The following is a 21,300-nucleotide window of genomic DNA, read 5'->3' as shown; positions in this document are numbered from 1 at the left end:
GCTGCTAGGCTCCCCCCCAAATGGGAGGAGCCAGACCATGGCCGACGGTGCAGTTCAGGGTCTCGTCCACGACAAGTACGCCGGCGTGCGCACGGCGTTCGAAGCCAATCTCGACAGCGGCGCCGACATCGGCGCCTCGTTCTGCGCCACGGTGGAAGGCGAGACCGTGGTCGACCTCTGGGGCGGTTTCGCCGACGAGGCCCGCACGCGCCCCTGGGAGCGCGACACCCTCGTCAACGTCTACTCGACCACCAAGACGATGACCGCCCTGACGGCCCTGCTGCTGGCCGACCGCGGCGAGCTCGACTTCGACGCCCCGGTCGCCCGCTACTGGCCCGAGTTCGCCGCGGCCGGCAAGCAAGCGGTCAAGGTCAGCCACCTGATGAGCCACTCGGCCGGCCTCTCCGGCTGGAAGGAGCCGATGGTCAAGGAAGACCTCTACGACTGGGACAAGGCGACCTCGATGCTGGCCGCCCAGGAGCCGTTCTGGGAGCCGGGCACGGCCCCGGGCTACCACGGCCTGACCCAGGGCTATCTGATCGGCGAGGTCGTGCGGCGCATCACCGGCAAGAGCCTGGGCACGGTGTTCCGCGAGGAGATCGCTCAGCCGCTGGACGCCGACTTCTACATCGGCCTTCCGGCCTCGGAAGACGCCCGCGTCGCCGAGCTGATCGCCCCGCCGCCGGCCGAGGCGGGTCTCGGCGCCGGGCCGCGCAGCGAGCTGCAGGCCAATATGTCGGACAACCCGCCGCTGGAGGTTTCGGAGACCCGCACGCGCGCCTGGCGCGGCGCGGAGATCCCCGCCGCGGGCGGGACCGGCAATGCGCGCTCGGTCGCCGAGGTGCAGTCCGTCCTCGCCAACGGCGGCGTCGCCAAGGGCAAGCGGATCCTGTCGGAAGCCGGCTGCCGCAAGGCGCTGGAGCTGCAGATCGAGGGGCCGGACCTGATCCTCGGCATTCCGGCGCGCTTCGGCATGGGCTTTGGCCTGGCCGGCGGAGCGGTGCCCCTGCCCAACCCCAATACCATCTACTGGGGCGGCTACGGCGGTTCGCTGGTGATCGTCGACATGGATGCGCGCACGGTCTTCGCCTACGCCATGAACAAGATGGCGGGCACCACGACCGGCGACATGCGCGCCTTCAGCCTGGCCATGGCGATGTGGGAGGCATTGGGCTGAGGCGGCGCGCCCGTACGCGCCGCCCCAGCCCTCAGGCTTCTAGGATGGCCAGATCCTAGTCGCCTTTCTTCTTCTCGGCCGCGGTGACCACGCCGTCGCCGTCGCCGTCCTGTTCGGCGAAGGCGCGCAGGCCCGAGGCCTCGAATTCGGCCGGCGTCATCTTGCCGTCCTTGTCGCTGTCCAGGACGCCGAAGCGCACGTGCGCCTGGCGCATCTGGCGCACGCGCTGCTCTTCCTTGCGTTCGGCGCTCTCGCTGGAGGCCGCCAGCTGGGCGGTCAGGCGGCCCTCGTACTCGCCGACGTACTCGGCCTCGGTCAGCACGCCGTCCTTGTCGGCGTCCATGGCCGCGAAGCGCTGGTCGCGCGCGGTCTTGAACTCGGCGGCGGTCACCTTGCCGTCCTTGTCCAGGTCGTAGTCGGTGACGAAGGCCGAGTGCTCGTGCGGCGCGGCCTGCGCCGAGGCGGCGCCCAGCGCCAGCAGGGCGGCGGTCACGGCAAGCGGAAGACGAAAGCTGGTCATGTCGGTCGGTCCTATTCGGTCGCTTCGAAAGTCAGGGTGTAGGAGTAGCTGCGGTAGGGGGTCTCCGCGCCGGCCGGGGCTTCGGTGCGGTAACGGATCAGCGCCAGGTAGGTCCCGGCGTCCGGCGGCGTGATCGCGAACTTGCCGGCCGCGTCGGTGGTGATCTGGCCGCCGACCTGCTTCTTGCCGTCATAGACGCCGGCGCTGCGGAACACCTCGACGTGCGCGCCGCTGACCGGCTTGCCCTCGAACAGCAGCTCGAACTGCGCCGGCTGGGCGGCGAAGATTTCGCTCGGATGGGTGATGGGGCGCAGCTCCAGGCTCTTGCCGGTCGGCGCCAGGGCGTCCTTGCTCGGCCCGCCGCGGGTCACATAGACCTCGGCCAGGGTCATGCTTTGCACGTCGACCAGCGGCGCATCGGCCGGCTTGTCCTTGCCCTCGCTGATGATCCACTGGCCCTTGGCGTCGCGATACATCTTGCCCTTGCGGCCAAAGCGTTCGCCCGACGACACGCGATAGGTGCCCTTCGCCGCGATCGGCGCCTCGAACACCGCCAGGTCGCGCAGATAGGTGACGCCGGAGATCGGGGTCACCGCCCCGCCCGGGCCGCGCACGTGCCAGGCGTCCGACTTCATCACCACCTCGGCCTGGAACGGGTCTTCGGTGAAGCTCGCCTGGACGGTGACATGATCACGGCCGGTCAGGTCGAACAGGTTGGGCAGCATGTAAGGCATGTGCGCCTGCGCCATGCCTGGCGCCGCCGCCAGCAAACCGGCGCCTGCCAACGCCGCAAATCCGATACGCCCCATGGGGTCCCCTTCATCAGTTCGTCCTTTGCCGACTAATGCACTTGCGAGTCACTTGCAATTGACTTTCGGATGCTGCATTAGCGGCCTCATTGAGCGCCCACGGGGGGCGTCACACGAGTCATATGCGATTGACTCGCACTTGCATATTATTTGGAGAGAACGATGGCGCCGGGGCGTAGACGGGTTGGACTACTGGCGGGCGCGTCCGTCCTGCTGCTGGCCGGGGCGGCGAACGCCCAGCAGGCGTCGGAAGGCGCGGCCTCGCAGCTGTCGCTCGGCCGCATCGTCGTTTCCGCCGGCGCCGAGAAGGTCGCCATCGACACGCCCCAGGCGGTCACCGCTCTCGACCAGGACGACATCGACAACGCCCAGGCCACCACCATGGGCGACCTGCTGGAAGCCATTCCGGGCGTCAGCGTCGTCGGCGGCGTCTCGGCCCTGGGTCAGGGCTTCAACATCCGCGGCATGGGCACCGGCATCGCCGACTCCGACAGCCGCATCCTCACCCAGATCGACGGGGTGACGAAGTTCTACGAGCAGTACCGGATGGGCGCGCTGTTCAGCGAGCCGGACATGTACAAGCGCGTCGAAGTCCTGCGCGGCCCGGCCTCCTCGACCCTCTACGGGGCCGGCGCCCTGGCCGGGGTGGTCAACTTCACCACCAAGGACGCCTCGGACTTCCTGAAGGGCGACGACCGCTTCGCCGTGCGCCTGCGCGCCGGCTTCGAGAGCAACAACGAAGGCGTGTTCGGCACCGCCATCGTCGCCGGCCAGCCGGTCGAGAACCTCGACTTGCTGGCGATGTACACCCGCCGCGAGGCCGACAACTACAAAAGCGGCGACGGGACCACCGTCGACCCGTCCGGCGTCTCTTCCAGCTCGTACCTGCTGAAGGGCCGCTACTACATCGGCGGCGACCAGGACCACAGCATCTGGGCGACCTACCAGAACTGGCTGTCCGACAGCACCCAGATGTACGACCAGGCCGAGGCCTTCGGCACCACGCCGGTCCGCCGCAAGGTCGACGACATCACCGCCACCTTCGGCTACGAGAACGACTTCGGCGGCTCCAAGCTGTTCGACCTCGAGGCCCAGGTCTCCTACGCCAACTCCAAGGTCGAGCAGCGCGAGACCACCTTCCTGCCCGGCGTGGTCTATTCCGAGTTCTCCTACGAGACCTGGCAGGGCCGCATCCAGAACACCTCGCGCTTCGACTGGGGCGAGGACTGGACCGGCTTCCTGTTCCTCGGCGCCCAGGCCTACAAGCAGGAACGCCGCAATCCGCGGGTCAACGCCGCCGGCAACACCACGCCCGGCGCCGCCACCCACCCGGAAGGCGACATGGGCAAGTACGGCCTGTTCGCCCAGGCCGAGCTGATCTGGTCCGACAAGCTGACCATCATCCCCGGCGTCCGCGTCGATTGGACCAAGCTGAAGCCCGGCGCCGGCGTCACCAACCGCACCGAGGTCGAGGACAGCGCCGCATCGCCCAAGCTGGCCGTGCTCTACTCGTTCACCGACAACTTCGCGGTGTTCGGCTCGGTCGCCCGCACCGTGCGCATGCCGGTGCTCGACGAGATCTACAGCCGCACCAACGCCACCGCGAACAACTTCAGCCTCAACCTGAAGCCGGAAGAGTCGGACAATTTCGAGGGCGGCTTCACCCTCTCGTTCGACGACGTGCTGACCCAGGGCGACGCGGTCCGCGCCAAGGTCACCGCTTTCCGCAACGACGTCTCCAACCTGATCACCCGCGGCACCGCCAACTCGGCCTACTTCGTCAACGTCGGTGAATCGCGGTTCGAGGGCGTCGAGATCGAGGCCGAGTACGCCTCGCGCAACCTCTTCGCCCGCGCCGGCCTCTCGCGGATCGAGGGCGAGAACCGCATCACCGGCCTGCCGCTCAACACCATCCCGGCCGACGAGCTCGACATGACCGTCGGCTGGCGGTTCGTCGACCAGAACCTCAGCGCCGGCTGGCGTGGAGAGTTCGCGGCCGACCAGGACGACATTGGTCCGGGCGGCCGCCGCACCGGCGGCTACGGGGTCCACGGCCTCTTCCTGACCTGGACGCCGGACCAGGGTCCGTTCGAGGGCCTGGAGGTCCGCGCGGCGGTCGACAACGTGCTCGACAAGCAGTTCCGCCGCCACCTGCAGTCGCTCGACGCCGAAGGCCGGACCTTCAAGCTGACCCTGGCGCGGACCTTCTGATGATCCGCGTCACGCCCACACGCACGGTCGCCTTCGCGGTCTCCGCGGCGCTGAACCTGGGCGTCCTCGCCCTGGTCATGCGCTCGGGGGGCGATGCGGCGCCGGTGTGGGACGAGACGGTCATGCTGGCGGAATTGGTTCAGGTCCGGGGCGGCGCGAATAACGCCCCGGTCCCCACGTCGGCGCAGGCTCCTTCCTCCCCTCCTCGGGAGCCTGCGCCGACGTCTTCCGCCTCAGTCCCCGCGCCGCCGCAGCCGCGAGAGGCGCCCAGCGCGCCGCCGGCGGCCGCTGCGGCCGCCCCCGCGCCGTCGCCTTCGCCCGTGCAGGTCGCCGCCGCCGGCCCGCCCGCCCCGGCCCTGACCGCTCAGCGGCAGGGAACCCGCGACGGGCTCGACATCGACGCCAGGAACGGTGCCAGCAACGACTACGCCTCGCGCCTGCGCGCCTGGCTGGAAGCGCACAAGACCTATCCCAAGCGCGCGCGGATGCGCCGCGAGGAGGGCGTCGTGCATGTCCATTTCGCGGTCGATCGCCAGGGCCGGCTGCTCGGCGGCGACGTCACCCGCTCGTCCGGCTACGCCACCCTCGACGCCGAGGCCATGGCCATGCTGGACCGCTCCAACCCCTTCCCCGGCGCCCCGCACACCGTGCGCGGCGAACGGATCGAGGTCTCCACCCCGGTGGAGTTCTTCATCACCCGCTGACGCTCATCTCGGCGAAGGCCGGGGCCCACGACCGCGCTTGGAGTCGGTCACCGGCCCGGTCGATGCGCTGGACCCCGGCCTTCACCCGGATGAGCGGCAAGCCTTCAGTTCCTCTCCCGCTGGGGGAGGTGGATCGCGGCGCAGCCGCGAGACGGAGGGGGCCTGCTGAGTCGGAAGTCCCCCTCAGTCAGCTTCGCTGACAGCTCCCCCCATGGGGGAGCAATCGTCCTCACACCCCGTTCGCCGCGCTGAGCACCGCCCGCACCGAGGCGGTCGCCACGTCGGCGTCCATGCCCACCCCGAACACCGTGCGCCCGTCCGCCGTGCGGCACTGGACATAGGCCGCGGCGATCGCGTCGCCGCCGGCCCCGATCGCATGCTCCTGGAAGTCGGCGACGTCGAGCTTCAGCCCGCAGTCGTGCTCCAGCGCCGCCAGCAGGCTGGAGATCAGCCCGTTGCCGCGTCCGCGGATGGTCATCTCGCGCCCGTCCAGCCGCAGCTGGCCAACGAACACCCGCTGGCCGTCGACGCGCGAGACCCCCGACTCCTCGAAGCTGGCCAGCTCGAAGCGCTGGCCCGGCGTCAGGTGATAGGCGCGCTCGAACGCCTGCCAGATGTCGGCCGTCGCCAGCTCGCGGCTGGTCTCGTCGGCCAGCTGCTGCACCGCGCGGCTGAAGTCCGCCTGCATCGGCTTGGGCAGCTTCAGGCCCTTGTCCTGCTGCAGCACCCAGGCGACGCCGCCCTTGCCGGACTGCGAATTGACCCGGATCACCGCCTCGTAGCTGCCGCCCAGGTCGGCCGGGTCGATCGGCAGATAGGGCATCGCCCAGATCTGGTCGTTGCGCTTGGCCTGGGCGTCGAAGCCCTTCTTGATCGCGTCCTGGTGGCTGCCCGAGAACGCCGTGAACACCAGCTCGCCCGCATAGGGGTGGCGCGGATGCACCGGCAGCTGGTTGCAGTACTCGACGGTCTTCACGACCGTCTCCATGTCCGAGAAGTCCAGCCCCGGATCGACGCCTTGCGTGTAGAGGTTCAGCGCCAGGGTCACCAGGTCGACATTGCCGGTGCGCTCGCCGTTGCCGAACAGGCAGCCTTCGATGCGGTCGGCGCCGGCCATCAGCCCCAGCTCAGCCGCCGCCACGCCGGTGCCGCGGTCGTTGTGCGGATGCAGCGAGATCACCACGCTGTCGCGCCGCGAGATGTGGCGGCACATCCACTCGATCTGGTCGGCGTAGATGTTGGGGCTCGACGCCTCGACCGTCGCCGGCAGGTTCAGGATCACCGGCTTCTCCGGCGTCGGCTGCAGCACATCCAGCACCGCCTCGCAGACCTCCAGGCTGAATTCCAGCTCGGCGGTCGAGAAGGTCTCGGGGCTGTACTCATAGCGCCAATCCGTGCCCGGCCGCCGCTCGGCCTGCTCGCGCATGATGCTGACGCCCTCGACCGCCAGCGCCTTCACGCCGGCGCGGTCCAGGCCGAACACCACCTCGCGCCAGACCGGCGAGACGGCGTTGTAGAGGTGCACCGTCGCCGTCCGCGCGCCCTCCAGGGCTGCGAAGCTGGTCTCGATCAGGTCGCGGCGCGACTGGGTCAGCACCTGGATCATCACGTCGTCGGGCACTCGGCCCTGCTCGATCAGGCTGCGGATAAAGTCGAACTCGGTGGCGCCGGCCGACGGGAAGCCGACCTCGATCTCCTTGGCGCCGATGCCGACCAGCAGGTCGAAGAAGCGCTGCTTCTTCTCGGCGTTCATCGGGTCGGCCAGGGCCTGGTTGCCGTCGCGCAGGTCGGTCGACAGCCAGCGCGGCGCCTTGGTGATGGTCTTCGACGGCCACTGGCGGTCGGGCAGGTCGACTTGCGGGAACGGGCGGTATTTTACGGAAGGGTCGCGCAGCATGGTGCGGCTCTCTCTAACGAGGCGGTCAGGTACGATTGTCGATGAGGCTGGCGTGCCGCCGCCGGGGCAGCCGTCTAGGTCCGGCGGCCGCCGGTAAGTCGCGCAAGAAGGGCTGCAAAGGTGCGGACCATGCCCCATCCATAGCCGCAGGCCGCGCGCGGTTCAACCGCGCCGCCGCGTCAGCCGACCGTGACGAACGTCTCGCTCTCGATCACCCACTGGCCGACCACCTTCTTCCAGGCCGCGAGATACGGCCCGGTCGCGGTCTGGTCTTTCCACGTCGCCAGCCAGGTCCCGGCCTCGGCGGCGCGGGCGCCGTCGGCCGCCAAGGTCACGCTCTCGGTGGTCCGCAGATAGGTCACGAAGCTCGGATCGGCGAACTGCGCCTCGAAGGCGGCGATGATCGACGGCGCGCCCATCAGCAGGCCGCCCTCGCCCGAGATCAGGTTGGCGTCCGGCGCGAAGAACGGCTTCAGCCGCTGGGCGTCATGGGCGGCGATCAGCTTGTTGGTCAGCTTGCGCCGCGCGCGGATGGCGTCCTGCGGCGCGGTCACGGCTCGACCACCACCGTGCCGACCTTGCCGCCGCTCTCGACCAGCTCGTGCGCGCCGGCGCAGTCCTCGAGCGGAAAGCGCCCGGCCACCGACAGCATCCGCTCGCCGGTCCCGATCCAGCGGGTGATGTCGGCCTGGGCGCGGCGCCGCGCCTCGTGCGGCGACACCGGCAGGTAGACGCTGTTGATCTGCAGGTTCAGGCCCATGGCCGCCCCGGCCGCAAAGACCGGCTCGCGCGCGCCCTTGGTGGCGTAGTAGGCGATCGAGCCGTTCAAGCGCACGCTGGCCAGGGTCGAGGCGAGGTTGCCGCCGAAGTCGACCTCGACCGCGTGCTGCACGCCCTCCCCGCCGGTCAGCTCGCGCACCCGCGCGGCGACGTCCTCGCGGCGATAGTCGATGACGTGATGCGCGCCGCCTTCGCGGGCCCGCTGCGCCTTTTCGTCCGAGCTGACCGTGGCGATCACCGTGGCGCCCGCCCAGGCGGCCAGCTGCACCGCATAGTGCCCGACCGCGCCGGCCCCGCCGGTGACCAGCACCGTGCGCCCCTGCACCGGCCCGGCCAGGAACAGGCTGCGATGCGCGGTCATGCACGGAATGCCCAGCGTTGCGCCTTGTGCGAACGACACCGCGTCCGGCAGTTCGCTCAGCAGGTCGACGTCGAGCTCGATGTACTCGGCCGCCGAGCCGAACGCCCGGCCGTTGCGCTGGCCGTTGTAGAACCAGACCCGCTTGCCGACCCAGCTCTGCGCCACGCCCGGCCCGACCGCCTCGACCACGCCGGCCCCGTCGCTGTTGGGGGTGATGCGCGGATAGGCCATCGGCCCAGGTCCCGCCCGCATCCCGGCGTCGGACGGGTTGACGCCCGAGGCCCGCACCCTGATCAGCGCCTGGCCCTGCCCGGCCTGCGGCGTCGGCCGCTCGCCCAGCTCCAGCACGTCCCGCGCCGGTCCCGTCCGGTCATACCAGATCGCCCGCATGGCCCCTCCCGCTTGTTCAGGGCGACAGGTCTAGGGCGGAAATCGGCGGCCGTCAGCTTTTCCTCCCCCATTCATGGGGGACCGGCGCAGCCGGTGGAGGGGGCGTGACCGGGCTCGGTGGGCGGGGCCGCCCCCTCCACCACCCTTCGGGCGGTCCCCCTCCCCCGCTGTGCAGGGGAGGAAGAAGTTCGGCCCTACTCCGCCACCCAATTGCCGTGGAACCCGAACGGCACGCGGCGCGGCAGGTGCGCGGTCCCGATCGGGCCCTTGGCGATGTCCTGGGCGTCGAACACCACGAAGTCGCTGCGGTTCTCGGCCGCCCGCCAGACCACCGCCGTCACCCAGCCGTCGCCCTCGTCGGCGCTGTCCGAGCGCGGCGTGAACACCGGCTCCGACGTCATGTCCCCGCCCGACAGCTCGTAGACCTGGCGCTTGCCGGTCTTCAGGTCGAGGTGCGCGATCGCCGTCTGCTTGATGGTCTTGGCGTTGCTCGGGTCGGCCGCATACCAGCCGTGCCGATAGGCCAGGCCCGCATGCCGCTCGTCGAAGCGCGGGAACTCGCCGTCCAGGTCATCGATCGCCTCTTCCTTGATGGCGTCCGAATTGCCGTTCAGGTCGAAGGTCCAGCGCACCAGCCGCGCCGCGGCCTTGGCGCCGGGCGAGCCGTCGGCGTTGGGGAACAGCGGGGCGCTGTCATAGCGGAACACGTCGGCGATGATCTTGCCGTCCTCCTCCCAGGCGTTCATCGGGTGGAAGACGTAGGATGGCGGGGCGTTGAACCAGCGGATGGTCGAGACGTCGGCGTTGCGGCGCATCACCGCCACGTGGCTGCCCTTGTCGGGCTCCCAGGCGAAGGCCGGCAGGCCGCTCATCGCCCGCTGCATGCTGCCGGTGAGCGGCAGCACCGGGAACAGCACGTAGTTATCGGTGACAAGGAAGTCGTGGATCATCGAGGAATAGGGCGCCTCGAAGTCGTCGCGCCGGACGACCTTGCCGGACGCGTCGGTGACCCCGTAGCTGATCCCCGTGCCGAACGGCATCGGCCCGATCCCATAGCCGAACCAGACCATCTCGCCGGTCTTCGGATCGATCTTCGGGTGGGCGGTGACGCGGCCCTTGTACTGCTCGACCGGGCCTTGCGACTCCAGGGTCCGCGGCTGCATCTCGAACGGCAGATGTCCCTCTTCCAGGGCCAGCAGCTTGCCGGCGTGGAAGACGATGTTGGTGTTGGCCACCCCGCCGCTGTCCTTGCCCAAGACGCTCGGATCGGTGGTCGCCGGGTTGCCGAATGCGCCCCACAGCGCCCGGCCGGCGGCGTTCTCGGCCTCCCACTTGGGCGTGCGCACATAGCGGTTGCGATAGCTGACCTTGCCGTCCTCGACGTGGAAGGCGTGGATCATGCCGTCGCCCGAGAACCAGTGGTACTCGCCGCGCGGCTCGAACTGCGGGTTCGGCCCGGTGCGATAGAGGGTGCCGCGCAGGCCCTTGGGGATCTCCCCGGTCACCGTCAGCTCGAAGTCGTCTTCGCTGCGGACCGGCGCGAAGTTGCCGGCCAGGTAGGGATTGATGCGAACATCGCCGTCCATGGTCTTCCTCCTCTGACGCCGGCTTCAGGCCGGTCGAATGATGTGTCCTTCGTCGGGCCGGGCCCGGCCTTCCAGCACCTCGCGATAGGCCGCCAGAAGCCCGTCCGGGCCGGTCGATTGCTTCAGCTTCAGCCAACCGGCGTCGGCCACGAATTCGCGCAGCGCGGCGACGAACCGCTGGTCCAGCTCCTGCTGGCCCCATTCGGCTGCGCGCTTGCGGATCTGGTCGGGGGCGAAGAACAGCACCGGCTGCGGGCCGGCCAGGGCGCGCGGCGCGCGATCGCCGCTCCAGTGGGTGCCGCCGACGATGATGCTGCGCGCCAGGTCCCCGCCCAGCGCCGTGTGCACCGTCTCATTGACCTGCGCGTCGCCGGCGAAGTCGACATAGACCGCCGGCCCCTCAACCTTCAGCGATCCGGCCTCTCCATAGGGCACGATCCGATCGTAGAGTCCGAGGCTAGCCAGCGTTGCGGCGTTTCCCGGAGACGTCAGCCCCACCACCGGCGTCCCGCGCCGCCGCGCGAACCAGGCCAGCCCCATCGCCGTCTTGCTCGAGGCGCTCGACAGCACCAGCGTCTTCAAGGACGCGTCCTCGGACAGGAAGTCGTCCAGCAGCCATGAGGTCATGAACAGCGGCCGCAGCAGCGCCCGATGGTCGTCCGAGGCGTCTTCCGGCGCCTGCGCATAGGCGTTGTAGGTCGGCGGCAGTTCGGCCCGGTGCGCCGAGGTGTCGACATAGCCGCCGCCCTTGCGCGCCAGCCTCGCGACGAAGCTGCTCGACATCGGCAGATAGCCGAACACCCGCAGGCCGACCGGCGCGTCGGCGGCGTTGGAGTCCACCACCGTCGCAAAGCCCCAGACCGGGATCCGCCCCAGTCCCTCGGCGGCCGGGAAGAACTTCCAGTAGCCGAAGGCCTCGCCGATCAGGCCATAGGTGATGTTGTTGGCGGTGAGCGAGAACCGCTCGACCTCGAGCCGGACTTCGCCGTCCGCCAGCGGCGCCCGCGGCGCGGCCTCCCGCACCTCGATCTTGCGCAAATCGTCCTTCGCGACGAGCACATCCCAGTCCGACATCGCTTCCTCGCCTTTTTACGTTGTAAATTTATTACGTAAGAGCTAACCCAGGACAAGCACTTTCTTTGGGTCGAGTTTACCGATGCCCCGCGTCCTCTCCGAGTCCGATGTCGCCGACTTCCGCGAACGCCTGTGCGACGCGGCCGAGAAGCTGTTTGCGGAAAAGGGCCCCGACGCGGTGACCATGCGCCAGCTGGCCGCCGAACTCGGCGTCAGCCCGATGACCCCCTACCGCTACTTCACCGACAAGGAAGACATCCTGGCGGCGGTGCGCACCAACGGCTTCAACCGTTTCGCCGAAGCGCTGGAGACCGCGCTCTCGACCACCCAGGGCAGCGCCAAGGCCAAGAGCTCGGCGGTCGGCGAGGCCTATCTGAACTTCGCCTTCGAACACCCGCAGACCTACAAGCTGATGTTCGACCTCAACCAGCCGCACGAGAAGGACTATCCCGAGCTCGTCGCCGCCGCCGCCCGCGCCAACGCCATGCAGTCGGCCTATATCCGCGGCCTGGTCGAGGCCGGCGTCATGGAGGGCGACCCGGAAGAGATCGGCCGCATGTTCTGGGCCGCCACCCACGGCGCGGTGACCCTCGAACTGGCCGGCAAGCTGCCCAAGGGCATGGCCCGCACCCTCAACCGCCAGCTCGGTCACGCCCTCGCCAAGGGCCTGCGGCCGGAGGCGTAACGCGCGCGCCCTCTTGACGCCCCTTGGGGCAAGCCGCGCATCCTCCCCTCAACGAGATCGGGAGGGGTAAGATGGTTCAACCGTTCGAGGTCGCCTGGAGCGACCAGGCCGTGCAGGCGGTGCTGGATCAGGTCCGCGCCTATCCCTGGCCGCCGGCCCCGGAGGTCCCTGACGGCTGGGCCTATGGCTGCGATGGAGCTTACCTCAAGGATCTCTGCGCGCACTGGACCGGCGGCTACGACTGGCGCGCGGCCATGGCCGACCTCAACCGCTTCCCGCAGTTCACCGCCCGGGTCGAGGACTACGACCTGCATTTCGTGCACGTGGTCGGCGAGGCCGGCGGCCGGCGTCCGCTGCTGCTGACCCACGGCTGGCCCGGCTCGCACTATGAGTTCTGGGGCGCGATCGAGAAGCTCGCCTTCCCCAGCCGCTTCGGCGGCGATCCGAAGGACGCCTTCGACCTGGTGATCCCCTCGCTGCCCGGCTTCGGCTTCTCGTCCAAGCCGGTCCGTCCGATCGGCCAGCGCACCACCGCGCGGCTGTTCAACGCCCTGATGACGCAGGTGCTGGGCTACTCGAGCTACCTCGCCCAGGGCGGCGACTGGGGCGCGATGGTCACCTCCTGGCTCGGCCACGAGCATGGCGAGAACGTCCGCGCCATCCACCTCAACATGATGGCCCTGCGCCCGTTCGGCGGCCCCAAGGACGAGGCCGAGGTCGCCTGGCTCACCCGCCAGGGCCAGATGATGGAGCTCATGGGCGCCTACTTCCGGCTCCAGGCCTCCAAGCCGCAGTCGCTGGCCTGGATGGGCGCGGGCAACCCGGTCGGCCAGGCCGCCTGGATCGCCGAGCGCTTCCACGACTGGTCGGACCTGCGTGAGAAGCCCCTCGATCAGGTCCACCCCAAGGACAAGCTGCTGACCAATATCATGCTCTACGTGATGACCGGCAGCTTCACGACCGGCGCCTGGTACTACCGCGGCTTCCTTGAGGAGGGCGGCGTCGCCCTCGCCGAAGGCCAGCGCTGCGAGACCCCGACCGCCTTCGCCAACTTCCCGGGCGAGCCGCTCTACACCGCCCCGCCCCGCGCCTGGGCCGAGCGCGCCTACAACATCGTCCGCTGGAGCGACCAGCCGCGCGGCGGCCACTTCGCGGCCATGGAGGAGCCGGACCTCTTCGTTGCCGACGTCCAGGCCTGGGGCCGGGAGCACGGATAGCTCCTCCCCCTCCTGGGGGAGGTGGATCGATGCGCAGAAGCGAGACGGAGGGGGAGGCCTTAGCTCTCCACCACAGCGGCGATCGCCCCGATCAGCCGTTCCAGCTCGACCGGCTTGGGCACCAGCACGTCCATGCCGGCCGCACGGTACTCGGCCTCGTGATGGGCCATGGCGTTGGCGGTCAGGGCGATGATCGGCGTGCGCGCCAGCCCCTGCTCGGCCTCGCGCTCGCGGATCGCCCGCGCCGCCGTCGGGCCGTCCATCACCGGCATCTGCACGTCCATCAGGATCACGTCCCAGCCGCCCTCCTGCGCCGCCTCGACCGCCGCCGCGCCGTCCTCGACGCAGCGCAGCTCGACGCCCAGCTGGTTCAGCAGCGTCTTCAGCACCAGCCGGTTGACCGGATTGTCCTCGGCCGCCAGCACGCGCAGTTCGCCGGTCGGCGCCACGGCGGGCGCCTCGGGCGCGACCTCCGGCGCGGCCTTGGCCCGCACTAGCGGCAGCACCACCGTGAAGCTCGCGCCCTCGCCAGGCTGCGAGGCCACCGCGATGGTCCCGCCCATCAGCTCAGCCAGTTCCCGGCAGATCGCCAAGCCTAGTCCCGAGCCGCCGTATCGCCGCGTGGTCGAGGCGTCTTCCTGCACGAACTTCTGGAACAGCGCGCCCTGGCGTTCCGGCGCGATCCCGGGCCCCGAATCCGAGACCTCGAGCACCAGCTTGCCGGCCCGTCGCAGAGCCCGCACTCGGACATAGCCCTCCGCCGTGAACTTCACCGCGTTGGAGACCAGGTTGTGCACGATCTGGCGCAACCGGGTCGGGTCGCCGACCCACACGCCCTTGAGCGCCGGCTCGATCTCAAGTTCGAGCGCCAGCCCCTTCTCCGCCGCCAGCGGCCCGAAGGTCGACTCCGCCCCCTGCATCAGGGCGAAGATGTCGATCGCCCCGTCTTCCAGGTCCAGCCGTCCGGCCTCGATCCGCGACAGGTCCAGCAGATCGTTGAGCAGCACCAGCAAAGTTTCGCCGGCCTGGCGGACGACCCCGAGCCGCTCGCGCTGGCGCGCGCTCAGTTCGTCCCGCTCCATCGCCTGGGCCATGCCCAGCACGCCGTTCAGCGGCGTACGGATCTCGTGGCTCATGGTCGCCAGGAACGCCGACTTGGCGATATTGGCGGCGTTGGCCTGGTCGCGGGCGCGCTTCAGCGACGAATTCACCACCTTCAGCCGCCGCTCGGAGCGCTTCAGGTCTTCGATCGACTGGGTGATGACCACGCAGCGCACCGGACCCTCGCCTTGGAACCGCGCGGCGGTCAGCCGGAACCATTCGCCGTCCTTGGCCTGGTAGGCGCGCGAGAAGCTCGCCGCCTCACCGGCGATCACCGAGCGCACCCCGCGCACCAGCGCCTTGCCGCGACCGCCGGGCAAGCCATGAAACACCCCGAAGAGATTGCGGCCCATCGGATAGGCGTCTGCGCCGACGCGCTCGGCGCCGAGCTTCTTGAAGGCGGAATTGGCGGCGATGATCGCGCCGTCCTCGTCGATCACCGTCAGATAGGCCGGCAAGCCGTCGATCACGCCGCGGCCGAAACGCTCGGACTCCCGCAGTTCGGCGATCGATTCACGCTGGGCGGTGACGTTCTGGCTGGCGCCGTGCAGCGCCACGCAGCGGCCGTCGACCATCAGCGGCTCGCCCATCACCCGCAGCCAGATGATCTCGCCGTCGGCCCGGCGCGCCCGCGCCTCGAAGTCGATTGGGATCCCGGTGGTCATCGCCTCGCGCAGGTGGTCCAGCACCCACTCGCGGTCCTCGTCGGCATAGACCGCCAGCGACTCGATCTGATCGTCGACCGCGGGTCGCCCGAACAGTTCGGCCAGCTCCGGGCTCCAGCGCACCACGCCTTCGACCAGGTCGACCTCCCAGCCGCCGAGCCGCGCGAGCCGGCCCGCCGACTTCAGGGCCAGCGAGGCGGCCTTGAGCCGCTCGCGGGTGGCGTGGGCCGCCGAGATGTCGGCCGTGATCACGACGAAGCCGTCCAGCGTTCCGTCGGCCGCATAGCTCGGCCGCATATCGACATCGACGTGAATGCGTCGCCCGTCCTTGGTCTGGTCGACGACCTCGGTGCGGAAGCCGTCGCCGACCGCTACGGCCGTGTCCATGATCGCCCAGGCCTCGGGGTCGGCGTCGGGGCAACGCACCACTTCGGCCAGCGTGCGCCCCTTCACCTCGTCGAACTCATAGCCGGTCATGGCCGTGAAGCCGTCGTTGACCCAATCGATCCGCCCGGCCGGATCGCACAGCACCACCGAATGCGGCGTCAGCCGGGCCACGCTCGCCAACCGCGAAGTCAGGTCGGCCGACTTGGAACCACCCATACGCTACGCTCCCCCTGGCGCCACCATGCCCGACGTCTATGAAAAAAGCAGAAAACTCCGGGTATCGCCGTGACCTGGGGCCGCGCTACGAAGACGCACATGGCCCGCTACGACTTCGCTTCCGACAACACCGCCCCCGCCGCGCCCGAAGCGATCGAGGCGCTGGTCGCCGCCAACACCGGCTTCACGTCCGGCTACGGGACCGACGCGGTCAGCGCCCGCGCCGCCGACGCGGTCCGCGCCCTGCTCGACGCCGACGCCGAGGTCCGCTTCGTCGCCTCGGGCACCGCCGCCAACGCCATCGCCCTGGCCACGCTCTGCCGCCCCTTCGAGGCGGTGCTGGCCCACGAGCACGCCCACGTCTGCACCGACGAAACGGGCGCCCCCGGTTTCTTCGGCCAGGGCCTCGGCCTCGTCGGCCTTCCCGGCGCCAGCGGCCGCATCGATCCGGCCGCCCTGGCCGCGCCGCTGACCCAGCCGGACATGGCCCACCGCCAGTTCCCGGTCGCCCTGTCGCTGACCAACGCCACCGAGTACGGCACGGTCTATTCGGTCGAGGAGCTCGCCGCCCTCACCGCCCCGGTCAAGGCCAAGGGGCTCGGCGTCCACCTCGACGGCGCGCGGCTGGCCAACGCCGCGGCGGCCGGCTTCGACCTCAAGGCGATCGGCTCGCTCGGCGTCGACATCCTGGTGGTCGGCGGGACCAAGGCCGGCATGACCGCCACCGAGGCGGTGGTGATCTTCGACCGCGCCCTCGCCCGCCGCTTCGACGCCCGGCTGAAGCAGTCGGGCCAGCTGCCCTCCAAGGGCCGCTTCTACGCCGCCCCGTTCATCGGCATGCTGGAGAGCGGCGCCTTCGTCTCCCGCGCCGTCCACGCCAACGCCATGGCTCGCCGGCTGGCCGAGCTGTCGCCGTTCCCGCTCGCCCATCCGGTCGAAGCCAACGCCGTGTTCGTCGAGATGGACGATGCGACGCTTGGCCGCCTCCACGCCGCCGGCTGGTTCGCCTATCGATTCCTCGACGGCTCGGTGCGCTTCATGTGCTCGTGGGCCGTCACCCCGGACAGCGTCGAGGAACTCGGCGCGACGCTCAAGGCCATCGCCTGATCGTCCGATCCCCCGCGCCTTAAGGCCAAGGCTGCCACGCGTCACAAGTGTGTCGCATTCGCCGCACCTTAAGGCGATCTGATACCCCTCGATACGTAGCGTTGCGATTCTGTGACTTTTCCGTTGCAGGCGTAACAAACGCGTGGAAGCGTCCCGGTTCGCCGTTTTCGGGACGCAAGACCGTCACAATCGCAGCTGCGAGCGTAACAATCTGGCGTTGCGAGACGGCCGAGAAACCGCGGCTTCGGCGTCCCATCCGAAGCCCTCTTCCTCACCCAGGCCGGGGGGCCAGATTGAAAGTTCCAATGAAGAACGCGCTTCGAGCCGTATTGCTCGGCTCCGTCGCGGCGAGCAGTTTCGCCGTGCCCGCTATCGCTACCGCCCAGGAACAGGTCGCGGTTGACGAGATCGTCGTCACCGGTTCGCGCATCCGTCGCGACACCTTCAACTCGCCGGTTCCGGTCTCGGTTCTGACGTCCGAGCAGATCGCCGCGTCCGGCAACCTGTCGATCGGCGACATGCTGCTCGACATCCCGATGATCAACGCGGCCAGCAATGGTCAGAACACGTCGTCGACCCTGTTCCTGGCGGGTCAGGCCCGCGCCGACATCCGCGGCCTCGGCCCGACGCGCACCCTGGTGCTGCAGGACGGCCGCCGGATCGTCTTCTCCGACGCCTCTTCGCCCGCCGTCGACCTGAACCTGCTGCCGGCCATGATGGTCGAGCGCATCGACACCGTCGCGGGCGGCGCCTCGGCGGTCTATGGCTCGGAAGCCATCGCCGGCGTCGTCAACCTGATCATGAAGAAGGAATTCGACGGCCTGCAGATCGAGGGCCAGGTCGGGACCTCGCAGGAAGGCGACGGCGAGACCTTCCGGATCTCGGGTATGTACGGCACGAAGCTGCTGGACGACCGCCTCAACATCCTGGTCGGCGGTGAAGTCTCGCGCGAAGAGCCGATCTTCCAGGTCGACCGCGACTGGGGCTATCCGGGCATCCGCCGCAACACCCTGGCCAACCCGCAGACGGTGATCCCGGCCAGCAAGACGAACACCACCCCGACGGCGACCTTCCAGCTGCTGCCGGGCGCGGTGGGCGTGGCGCGCGCCGTCACCCTCGACTACCGCAATCCCTCGCAGGTCGTGCGCCTCAGCGCCCCCTGCTCGACCCCGGCCGTGCAGCCGACGTGTCAGGACGACGCCCTGTTCTACTCGGCCTCGCTGAACGCCCTGCAGGCCAAGTCGCAACGCGGCACCATCCGCGGCTACGCCGACTACCGCATCACCGACAACATCAAGGCCTTCGCCGACGTCACCTACTCCAAGGTCGACGGCTACGGCTTCTTCCAGCCGCCGTTCTCCAACGCCCAGGGCGGCGGCACGATGCCGGTGGTCCTGCGCGGCGACAACGCCTACCTGAACGGCGCCGGCTCCACCGCGGCGGCCCTGCGCGCCGAATGGCTCGCGGCCGGCAAGACCCTGACCCAGGGCTCCACCGCCCAGGTCGGCAAGTTCTGGACGGAGTTCGGCGGCCGTGACGTCAAGACCGAGCGCGAGACCCTTCGCGTCCTCGGCGGCATGGAAGGCGACTTCGAAGCCGTCGGCCGCACCTTCAACTGGGACTGGTACGCCCAGTACGGAAAGACCACCGGCTCGACGACCTCGTACAACGTGCCCCGCGTGGCGCGGGTGCAGCAGGCCACCGACGCGGTTCTGGTCAACGGCGCGGTCGTCTGCCGTGACGTCGCCGCCCGCGCCGCCGGCTGCGTGCCGTGGGATCTGATCAACGGCCCGAACCAGGCCGCTGTCGCCTGGACCAACGCCAACTCGGTCACCGACCAGGAGGTGAAGCAGACCGTCGTCGCCGGTAACATCGGCACGAACCTGTTCGAGCTGCCGGCCGGTCATGTCGGCGTCAACATCGGCGCGGAGTACCGCAAGGAAGAGAGCTTCTTCGCCCAGGACGCCCTCGGCGCTTCGGGCGCGCTGTTCTTCAACGCCATCGGCACCCGCGAAGGCGAGTACGACACCAAGGAAGCCTACGCCGAACTGCGCGTGCCGATCCTGAAGGATCTGCCGTTCGCCCAGGAACTGACCTTCGAGGCCGCCGGCCGCATCGCCGACTACTCCTCGATTGGCAAGACCGACCAGTACCAGGTCCGCCTGGACTGGGCTCCGGTGCAGGACATCCGCTTCCGCGCCTCGCAAGGCACCGCCGTGCGCGCGCCGAACATCGTCGAGCTGTATTCGCCGCAGAGCCGCAACTTCACCACCGCGGCCGTCGACCCCTGCGACAAGGACAGCTACGCCGTCGCCAGCGCCGCCAACAAGGCCCTGCGCCTGGCCACCTGCTCGGCCGCGATCGCCAACTATAACCCGGCGACCTTCGTCTCGAACTTCGGCACCGGCCGTCCGTCGCTGCCGCTGCTGCAAGGCGGCAACCCGGATCTCGGCCCGGAAACCGCGAACACCTACAACCTCGGCGTCGTGATCCAGCCCCGCTGGATTCCGCGGCTGCAGATGTCCCTCGACTTCTTCAAGTACAACATCGAGGACCAGGTCGGCACGATCCCGATCAACACCCTGCTGCAGGACCTCTGCTATCAGTCGACCGACGCCTACGCTTCGAACCCGTTCTGCTCGCTCATCGTTCGCGATCCGACCGGCACGAACGGCGGCGCGGTTCCCGGCGGCGTGGTCGAGGTCATCTTGACCAACCAGAACGTCGCCAAGGTGAAGGTCGAAGGCTACGACGCCTCGATCCAGTACGGTTTCGACCTGCAGGACGCCATCAACAAGCCGTGGGGCCAGGTGGCCATGCGCCTGGACGGCACCTGGATGTACCGCTGGGCCCAGCAGGGCCTGCCGGGCCAAGCCTACACTCAGCTCGCGAACAACATCGCCAACGCAACGCCGGAGTGGAAGGCCCAGGGCACCATCCAGTGGACCCACGACGACGTGAGCGTCAGCTGGACCACGCACTACATCGGCTCGATGGCCTCGACGACGGCCTTCACCCCGACCCAGCTCTCTCCGTACTACACGGGCGACTACTACAACCACGACATCAAGGTCAGCTACACCTTGAACGATCAGGTCTCCATGCGTGCGGGCATCCTGAACGTCACCAACGAAAACCCGCCGTACCTGCCGGAAACCTTCCAGGGCGTCGGCACCGGTTCGTCGAGCTTCGACAACCGTGGTCGCTTCTTCTACATGGGCGCGACCCTGCGCTACTAGGAACCGGACGCCGCTCGCCCGCCCCACGGGCGAGCGGCCGATGGTCCTCACGGCCAATGGAAAACCCGCCGGAGCGCTCGCTCCGGCGGGTTCTTCATTTCAGCGATGAAGCCGGCGTCTAGGCCGGAACCGAGCGCCGCTCCGGGGCGAAGCGGGCCAGGCGGCCGTGGATGATCTCCTCGGCCTCGCGGACGATGCGGCCGATCAGCTCCTCGCAGGACGGGATGTCGTGGATCAGGCCCTGGACCATGCCCGCCGACCAGATGCCGTGCTCGGGATCGCCGGCCTCGTAGACCACCTTGCCGCGGGCCCCGGCGACCAGGTCCTTCACGTCCTCGAACTTGGCGCCGCCGCGCCGCTCGATCGCCACCACCTCGTCCGAGACGGCGTTCTTCGCCACCCGCGCCGTGTTGTGCATGGTCCGGAAGATCAGGTTGGTGGCGCGCTCGTCGTTGGCGACGATCTGCTCCTTCACCTTCTGATGGATCGGGCTTTCCTTGGTGCACATGAAGCGGGTGCCCATGTTGACGCCGTCGGCGCCCAGCGCCAGCGCCGCCACCAGCCCGCGCGCGTCGCCGAAGCCGCCCGAGGCGATCATCGGGATCTTCACCTTGTCGGCCGCGGCCGGGATCAGGATCAGGCCGGGAATGTCGTCCTCGCCCGGGTGACCGGCGCACTCGAAGCCGTCGATCGAAATGGCGTCCACGCCCATCCGCTCGGCCGACAGCGCGTGGCGGACCGCCGTGCACTTGTGGATCACCTTGATCCCGTGCGCCTTGAAGTGGTCGACGTGCTCCTGCGGCTTGTAGCCGGCGGTCTCCACGACCGTGACGCCGCTGTCGATGATCGCCTGGCGGTACTCGGCGTAGGGCGGCGGCGTGATCGCCGGCAGGATGGTCAGGTTCACCCCGAACGGCTTGTCGGTCAGCTTGCGGCAGCGGTCGATCTCGCGCCGCAGGTCATCCGGCGTCGGCTGGGTCAGGGCGGTGATGAAGCCCAGGCCGCCGGCGTTGGCGACCGCCGCGACCAGTTCGGCCCGGCCGACCCACTGCATGCCGCCCTGGACGATCGGGTGCTCGACGCCCACGAGCTCGGTGAAACGGGTTTTCAAGGCCATCGCGCCCTCCAAACGTTTGTTTGGACGACACTGAGCCCGGCGCCGGAGCGTCAGGCA

At 69.4% G+C, this 21,300-nt stretch carries 16 protein-coding genes; 7 read left to right on the top strand and 9 right to left on the bottom strand.

Annotation, left to right across the window (positions count from 1 at the left end):
- Positions 1 to 37 precede the first annotated feature (37 nt).
- The gene (locus ACSQ2H_RS04795; RefSeq protein WP_436060315.1) at positions 38 to 1,177 is read left to right on the top strand and encodes a serine hydrolase domain-containing protein; all 1,140 of its coding nucleotides are present in this window, start codon (positions 38 to 40) and stop codon (positions 1,175 to 1,177) included.
- Between the two features lie 55 nt (positions 1,178 to 1,232).
- Here the strand turns inward: ACSQ2H_RS04795 and ACSQ2H_RS04790 are convergent, their stop codons facing one another.
- Positions 1,233 to 1,697 carry a hypothetical protein gene (locus ACSQ2H_RS04790; RefSeq protein WP_436060314.1) on the bottom strand — a complete coding sequence of 155 codons (465 nt, stop codon included), beginning with the start codon at positions 1,695 to 1,697 and terminating at the stop codon, positions 1,233 to 1,235.
- Between the two features lie 11 nt (positions 1,698 to 1,708).
- Positions 1,709 to 2,506, bottom strand: a complete 798-nt coding sequence (locus ACSQ2H_RS04785) for a DUF4198 domain-containing protein (protein WP_436060313.1) — start codon at positions 2,504 to 2,506, stop codon at positions 1,709 to 1,711.
- A gap of 162 nt (positions 2,507 to 2,668) precedes the next feature.
- On the opposite strand from ACSQ2H_RS04785, the gene ACSQ2H_RS04780 reads away from it, so the two are divergent.
- Positions 2,669 to 4,717, top strand: coding sequence for a TonB-dependent receptor domain-containing protein (locus ACSQ2H_RS04780; protein ID WP_436060312.1), 2,049 nt, complete (start codon positions 2,669 to 2,671; stop codon positions 4,715 to 4,717).
- Positions 4,717 to 5,421, top strand: coding sequence for an energy transducer TonB (locus ACSQ2H_RS04775; RefSeq protein WP_436060311.1), 705 nt, complete (start codon positions 4,717 to 4,719; stop codon positions 5,419 to 5,421). The genes ACSQ2H_RS04780 and ACSQ2H_RS04775 overlap by 1 nt, the downstream gene beginning before the upstream one ends.
- Before the next feature lie 229 nt (positions 5,422 to 5,650).
- Here the strand turns inward: ACSQ2H_RS04775 and leuA are convergent, their stop codons facing one another.
- From leuA to ACSQ2H_RS04750, 5 genes are all read right to left on the bottom strand, one after another.
- A complete protein-coding gene (gene leuA / locus ACSQ2H_RS04770) occupies positions 5,651 to 7,318 on the bottom strand; it encodes a 2-isopropylmalate synthase (RefSeq protein WP_436060310.1) in 1,668 nt (555 codons plus the stop codon).
- A 179-nt stretch (positions 7,319 to 7,497) separates the two neighbouring features.
- A complete protein-coding gene (locus tag ACSQ2H_RS04765) occupies positions 7,498 to 7,872 on the bottom strand; it encodes a DUF4440 domain-containing protein (RefSeq protein ID WP_436060309.1) in 375 nt (124 codons plus the stop codon).
- Positions 7,869 to 8,849: an NADPH:quinone reductase gene (locus tag ACSQ2H_RS04760; RefSeq protein WP_436060308.1), complete on the bottom strand. Its 981-nt coding sequence runs from the start codon at positions 8,847 to 8,849 to the stop codon at positions 7,869 to 7,871. Before ACSQ2H_RS04760 ends, ACSQ2H_RS04765 begins: the two co-directional genes overlap by 4 nt.
- Positions 8,850 to 9,043: 194 nt before the next feature.
- Complete coding sequence (locus tag ACSQ2H_RS04755; RefSeq protein WP_436060307.1) at positions 9,044 to 10,435, bottom strand: carotenoid oxygenase family protein; 1,392 nt, start codon at positions 10,433 to 10,435, stop codon at positions 9,044 to 9,046.
- A 24-nt stretch (positions 10,436 to 10,459) separates the two neighbouring features.
- On the bottom strand, positions 10,460 to 11,509 hold the full coding sequence (locus tag ACSQ2H_RS04750; RefSeq protein ID WP_436060306.1) for a DUF2855 family protein: 1,050 nt from the start codon (positions 11,507 to 11,509) through the stop codon (positions 10,460 to 10,462).
- A gap of 82 nt (positions 11,510 to 11,591) precedes the next feature.
- Between ACSQ2H_RS04750 and ACSQ2H_RS04745 the strand changes: the two genes are divergently transcribed.
- Both ACSQ2H_RS04745 and ACSQ2H_RS04740 read left to right on the top strand, forming a co-directional pair.
- Positions 11,592 to 12,194, top strand: a complete 603-nt coding sequence (locus ACSQ2H_RS04745) for a TetR/AcrR family transcriptional regulator (RefSeq protein WP_436060305.1) — start codon at positions 11,592 to 11,594, stop codon at positions 12,192 to 12,194.
- Positions 12,195 to 12,265: 71 nt separating this feature from the next.
- Positions 12,266 to 13,411, top strand: a complete 1,146-nt coding sequence (locus ACSQ2H_RS04740; RefSeq protein WP_436060304.1) for an epoxide hydrolase family protein — start codon at positions 12,266 to 12,268, stop codon at positions 13,409 to 13,411.
- 59 nt (positions 13,412 to 13,470) lie between these two features.
- On the opposite strand, the gene ACSQ2H_RS04735 is transcribed toward ACSQ2H_RS04740, so the two are convergent.
- Entirely contained in the window at positions 13,471 to 15,780 is a 2,310-nt protein-coding gene (locus ACSQ2H_RS04735; protein WP_436060303.1) for an ATP-binding protein, read from the bottom strand.
- A 99-nt stretch (positions 15,781 to 15,879) separates the two neighbouring features.
- On the opposite strand from ACSQ2H_RS04735, the gene ACSQ2H_RS04730 reads away from it, so the two are divergent.
- Together ACSQ2H_RS04730 and ACSQ2H_RS04725 are read left to right on the top strand one after the other, a co-directional pair.
- Positions 15,880 to 16,887 (top strand): threonine aldolase family protein, encoded by a 1,008-nt coding sequence (locus ACSQ2H_RS04730; RefSeq protein ID WP_436060302.1) that lies wholly within the window; start codon positions 15,880 to 15,882, stop codon positions 16,885 to 16,887.
- Between the two features lie 362 nt (positions 16,888 to 17,249).
- Positions 17,250 to 20,126: a TonB-dependent receptor plug domain-containing protein gene (locus ACSQ2H_RS04725; protein ID WP_436060301.1), complete on the top strand. Its 2,877-nt coding sequence runs from the start codon at positions 17,250 to 17,252 to the stop codon at positions 20,124 to 20,126.
- Between the two features lie 118 nt (positions 20,127 to 20,244).
- On the opposite strand, the gene ACSQ2H_RS04720 is transcribed toward ACSQ2H_RS04725, so the two are convergent.
- Positions 20,245 to 21,243, bottom strand: a complete 999-nt coding sequence (locus ACSQ2H_RS04720; RefSeq protein WP_436060300.1) for an NAD(P)H-dependent flavin oxidoreductase — start codon at positions 21,241 to 21,243, stop codon at positions 20,245 to 20,247.
- Between the last annotated feature and the right edge of the window lie 57 nt (positions 21,244 to 21,300).

The organism is Phenylobacterium sp. LjRoot97 (genome assembly GCF_964254345.1).
In the GTDB taxonomy this organism is placed as follows: domain Bacteria; phylum Pseudomonadota; class Alphaproteobacteria; order Caulobacterales; family Caulobacteraceae; genus Phenylobacterium.
The sequence above is the reverse complement of the archived record's forward strand: the minus strand, read 5'-3'. Positions and strand labels throughout refer to the sequence as shown.

Bases quoted from the DNA above. Each gene is read 5' to 3' on its own strand.
- leuA (WP_436060310.1), bottom strand. From the start codon at position 7,318: ATGCTGCGCGACCCTTCCGTAAAATACCGCCCGTTCCCGCAAGTCGAC.
- ACSQ2H_RS04740 (WP_436060304.1), top strand. From the start codon at position 12,266: ATGGTTCAACCGTTCGAGGTCGCCTGGAGCGACCAGGCCGTGCAGGCG.
- ACSQ2H_RS04730 (WP_436060302.1), top strand. From the start codon at position 15,880: ATGGCCCGCTACGACTTCGCTTCCGACAACACCGCCCCCGCCGCGCCC.
- ACSQ2H_RS04745 (WP_436060305.1), top strand. From the start codon at position 11,592: ATGCCCCGCGTCCTCTCCGAGTCCGATGTCGCCGACTTCCGCGAACGC.
- ACSQ2H_RS04780 (WP_436060312.1), top strand. From the start codon at position 2,669: ATGGCGCCGGGGCGTAGACGGGTTGGACTACTGGCGGGCGCGTCCGTC.
- ACSQ2H_RS04785 (WP_436060313.1), bottom strand. From the start codon at position 2,506: ATGGGGCGTATCGGATTTGCGGCGTTGGCAGGCGCCGGTTTGCTGGCG.
- ACSQ2H_RS04760 (WP_436060308.1), bottom strand. From the start codon at position 8,849: ATGCGGGCGATCTGGTATGACCGGACGGGACCGGCGCGGGACGTGCTG.
- ACSQ2H_RS04735 (WP_436060303.1), bottom strand. From the start codon at position 15,780: ATGGGTGGTTCCAAGTCGGCCGACCTGACTTCGCGGTTGGCGAGCGTG.
- ACSQ2H_RS04790 (WP_436060314.1), bottom strand. From the start codon at position 1,697: ATGACCAGCTTTCGTCTTCCGCTTGCCGTGACCGCCGCCCTGCTGGCG.
- ACSQ2H_RS04795 (WP_436060315.1), top strand. From the start codon at position 38: ATGGCCGACGGTGCAGTTCAGGGTCTCGTCCACGACAAGTACGCCGGC.
- ACSQ2H_RS04720 (WP_436060300.1), bottom strand. From the start codon at position 21,243: ATGGCCTTGAAAACCCGTTTCACCGAGCTCGTGGGCGTCGAGCACCCG.
- ACSQ2H_RS04775 (WP_436060311.1), top strand. From the start codon at position 4,717: ATGATCCGCGTCACGCCCACACGCACGGTCGCCTTCGCGGTCTCCGCG.
- ACSQ2H_RS04750 (WP_436060306.1), bottom strand. From the start codon at position 11,509: ATGTCGGACTGGGATGTGCTCGTCGCGAAGGACGATTTGCGCAAGATC.
- ACSQ2H_RS04755 (WP_436060307.1), bottom strand. From the start codon at position 10,435: ATGGACGGCGATGTTCGCATCAATCCCTACCTGGCCGGCAACTTCGCG.